Here is a 2,825-nt window from a genome sequence, read left to right on the forward strand (position 1 = left end):
GTGGCCCAGTACGACGAGGAAGGTTGACATGCGGAAGCTCGTGGTTGCCCGCCGGCGCGCTCGTCGGCTTCGCCTGCCGCCGGGTCGCCGGCGGCGTGTCGCGCCGGTTGCTGGCGGTCGGCGTGGCGGCCTGCGTCGCGGCGCTGGGCACGCTGGTCCTCGCCCAGGTCGCCGGCGGCGACCTCGGTGGCGGGCAGTTCAGCCCGGTGTCGCTGCGACCGCTCGAGCTGGCTGCGATGACGATGTGCTGGATCGGCATCCCAGCAGCCGCCGTGACCTGGTTCGCTGGCCCGGTCGACTTCGAAGAGCCCGTGCCCGCCGGCGGAGACGCCGCCGAGGGTGCAGACCCGGCTGCGGACGCTGATGCGTCGGAAACCGACTCCCTTCCGGTTGATGCGGACGATGTGAACGAGGACTCCGCCGAGGACGCGGAATCCCCGGCAGATGCGGATGGCGAACAGCCGTCCACTTCGGACGTGGACGCCGAGCCCGAAGCGGACGCGGTCGATCCCGATGACTTCGACCCGGAGATCCCGCACGCGCGCGAACCGCTCTCCTCGACCAGGAGCGCGCACTCCGAGATAGACCCCAGCGAGTTCGACGGTGACACCGGCTCGGACTGGACCGTCGACGAGGCCCGGCGCGAGGCCTGGACCAGGGACGGCGGCCAGAACCGGGCCGACTAGCTCCCGACCGCTCAGATGCGGGAGATCTGCCCGTTTCGGGTGGGTTGCGCCCCGGGTGGTGCCGCCTCGGCGCTGTTCGCGGTGAGGGTTGCGCCACTCCTGGGGCCCTGGCCGCGTCAGACCCTCCAGCAGCGCTTACGCTGCTGGTTGAGATCGCGCCCAGGCACGTCAGGAGCGAACGCTGAATCCGAGTACGACCGACCCGTCGAACACCGCTGCGTCGCCCGCCCGGTTCACCACCGCCGATCCGGCACGCGTGGTCGTGCTGGTGTCCGGCTCCGGAACTCTGCTGCAGTCCCTGCTCGACGCGACCAGCTCGCCCGACTACCCCGTGCAGGTGGTCGCGGTCGGAGCGGATCGCGACGGCATCGAAGGGCTCGCCCGGGCCGAGCGCGCTGGGGTGCCGACCTTCGTCCGCCGGGTCAAGGACCACCCGAGCCGCGACGACTGGGACCGCGCACTGGCCGACGCCTGCGCCGAGCACGAACCCGACCTGGTGGTCTCCGCCGGGTTCATGAAGCTGGTCGGCGCGAACTTCTTGGCCCGCTTCGACGGCCGATACCTCAACAGCCACCCGGCGCTGCTGCCCTCTTTCCCGGGCATGCACGGCGCGCGCGACGCGCTGGAGTACGGCGTGCGCGTCACCGGCTGCACGCTGTTCGTGGTCGATGCCGGGGTGGACACCGGACCGATCCTCGCGCAGGAAGCGGTCGAGGTGCGGCCCGACGACGACGAGGCGAGCTTGCACGAGCGGATCAAGGCAGTCGAGCGGCGATTGCTGGTCGACACCCTGGAACAGCTGGCGTTGCACGGTTGGACCGTGCAGGGACGGAAGGTGAGTATCCCGTGACCGCGAACTCGCAGGAGCGGCGCGCAGTTCGCCGCGCGCTGATCGGCGTGTCGGACAAGTCGGGCCTGCTGGAGCTGGCCACCGGGCTGCACGCGGCCGGTGTGGAGATCGTGTCCACCGGTGGCACCGCCCGCACCCTCGCGGCCGCGGGCGTGCCGGTGACCCCGGTCGAGGAGCTCACCGGCTTCCCGGAGGCGCTCGACGGCCGGGTCAAGACCCTGCACCCGCGGGTGCACGCCGGGCTGCTGGCCGACCTGCGCCGCCCGGAGCACGCCGACCAGCTGCGCGAGCTGGACATCGCCCCGTTCGACCTGCTGGTGGTGAACCTCTACCCGTTCGTGCAGACGGTGGCCTCGGGCGCCGCGCAGGACGAGGTGATCGAGCAGATCGACATCGGCGGTCCGGCGATGGTGCGAGCCTCGGCCAAGAACCACGCGAACGTCGCGGTCGTGGTCGACCCCAACCGCTACGAGTGGGTGCTGGAGCAGGTCCGGGAGGGCGGCTTCACGCAGTCCGACCGGGTCGAGCTGGCCGCTGCCGCGTTCCGGCACACCGCCTCCTACGACGTCGCGGTGGCGTCCTGGATGAGCAAGGTGCCGACCGGGGACGACTCGGTGTTCCCCGGCTGGATCGGCGAGACCTGGGAGCGCCGCTCCGCGCTGCGCTACGGGGAGAACCCGCACCAGCCCGCCGCGCTGTACGTCTCCGGCGGTGAGGCCACCGGTCTCGCGGCCGCGGCCCAGCTGCACGGCAAGGAGATGTCGTACAACAACTACGTCGACTCCGACGCGGCCTGGCGCGCGGCGCACGACCACGACGAGCCGTGCGTGGCGATCATCAAGCACGCCAACCCGTGCGGCATCGCGGTGGCCGACGACATCGCCGCGGCGCACCGCAAGGCGCACGAGTGCGACCCGGTCAGCGCGTTCGGCGGCGTCATCGCGACCAACCGCGAGGTGTCGGTGGCGATGGCCGAGCAGGTCGCCGAGATCTTCACCGAGGTCGTCGTGGCGCCCGGCTACGCCGACGGCGCGGTGGACGTGCTGAGCAAGAAGAAGAACATCCGGATCCTGACCGCGCAGCCGCCCAAGAGCGGCCGGATCGAGATGCGGGCGATCTCCGGCGGCATGCTGGTGCAGGGCTCCGACGCCATCGACGCCGAGGGCGACGACCCGGCCAACTGGACGCTGGCCGCCGGCTCGCCGGTGGACGAGGCCACCCTGGCGGACCTGAAGTTCGCCTGGCGCGCCTGCCGCGCGGTGAAGTCCAACGCGATCCTGCTGGCCGAC

The 2,825-nt window shown here is 71.8% G+C and carries 3 protein-coding genes; all 3 read left to right on the plus strand.

All coding sequences use genetic code 11. From position 1 onward, the window contains the following. The first annotated feature begins 23 nt into the window (after positions 1-23). Positions 24-686, plus strand: a complete 663-nt coding sequence (locus ABTZ89_RS37670) for a hypothetical protein (RefSeq protein WP_351054054.1) — start codon at positions 24-26, stop codon at positions 684-686. A gap of 256 nt (positions 687-942) precedes the next feature. Next, positions 943-1,536, plus strand: coding sequence for a phosphoribosylglycinamide formyltransferase (gene purN, locus ABTZ89_RS37675; protein WP_270948481.1), 594 nt, complete (start codon positions 943-945; stop codon positions 1,534-1,536). Next, a partial coding sequence (gene purH / locus ABTZ89_RS37680) for a bifunctional phosphoribosylaminoimidazolecarboxamide formyltransferase/IMP cyclohydrolase (RefSeq protein WP_351054057.1) occupies positions 1,533-2,825 on the plus strand: 1,293 nt, incomplete at its 3' end. The genes purN and purH, both read left to right, overlap by 4 nt.

The sequence above is a fragment of the Saccharopolyspora sp. NPDC002686 genome (assembly GCF_040295745.1).
Classification (GTDB): Bacteria; Actinomycetota; Actinomycetes; order Mycobacteriales; family Pseudonocardiaceae; genus Saccharopolyspora; species Saccharopolyspora oryzae.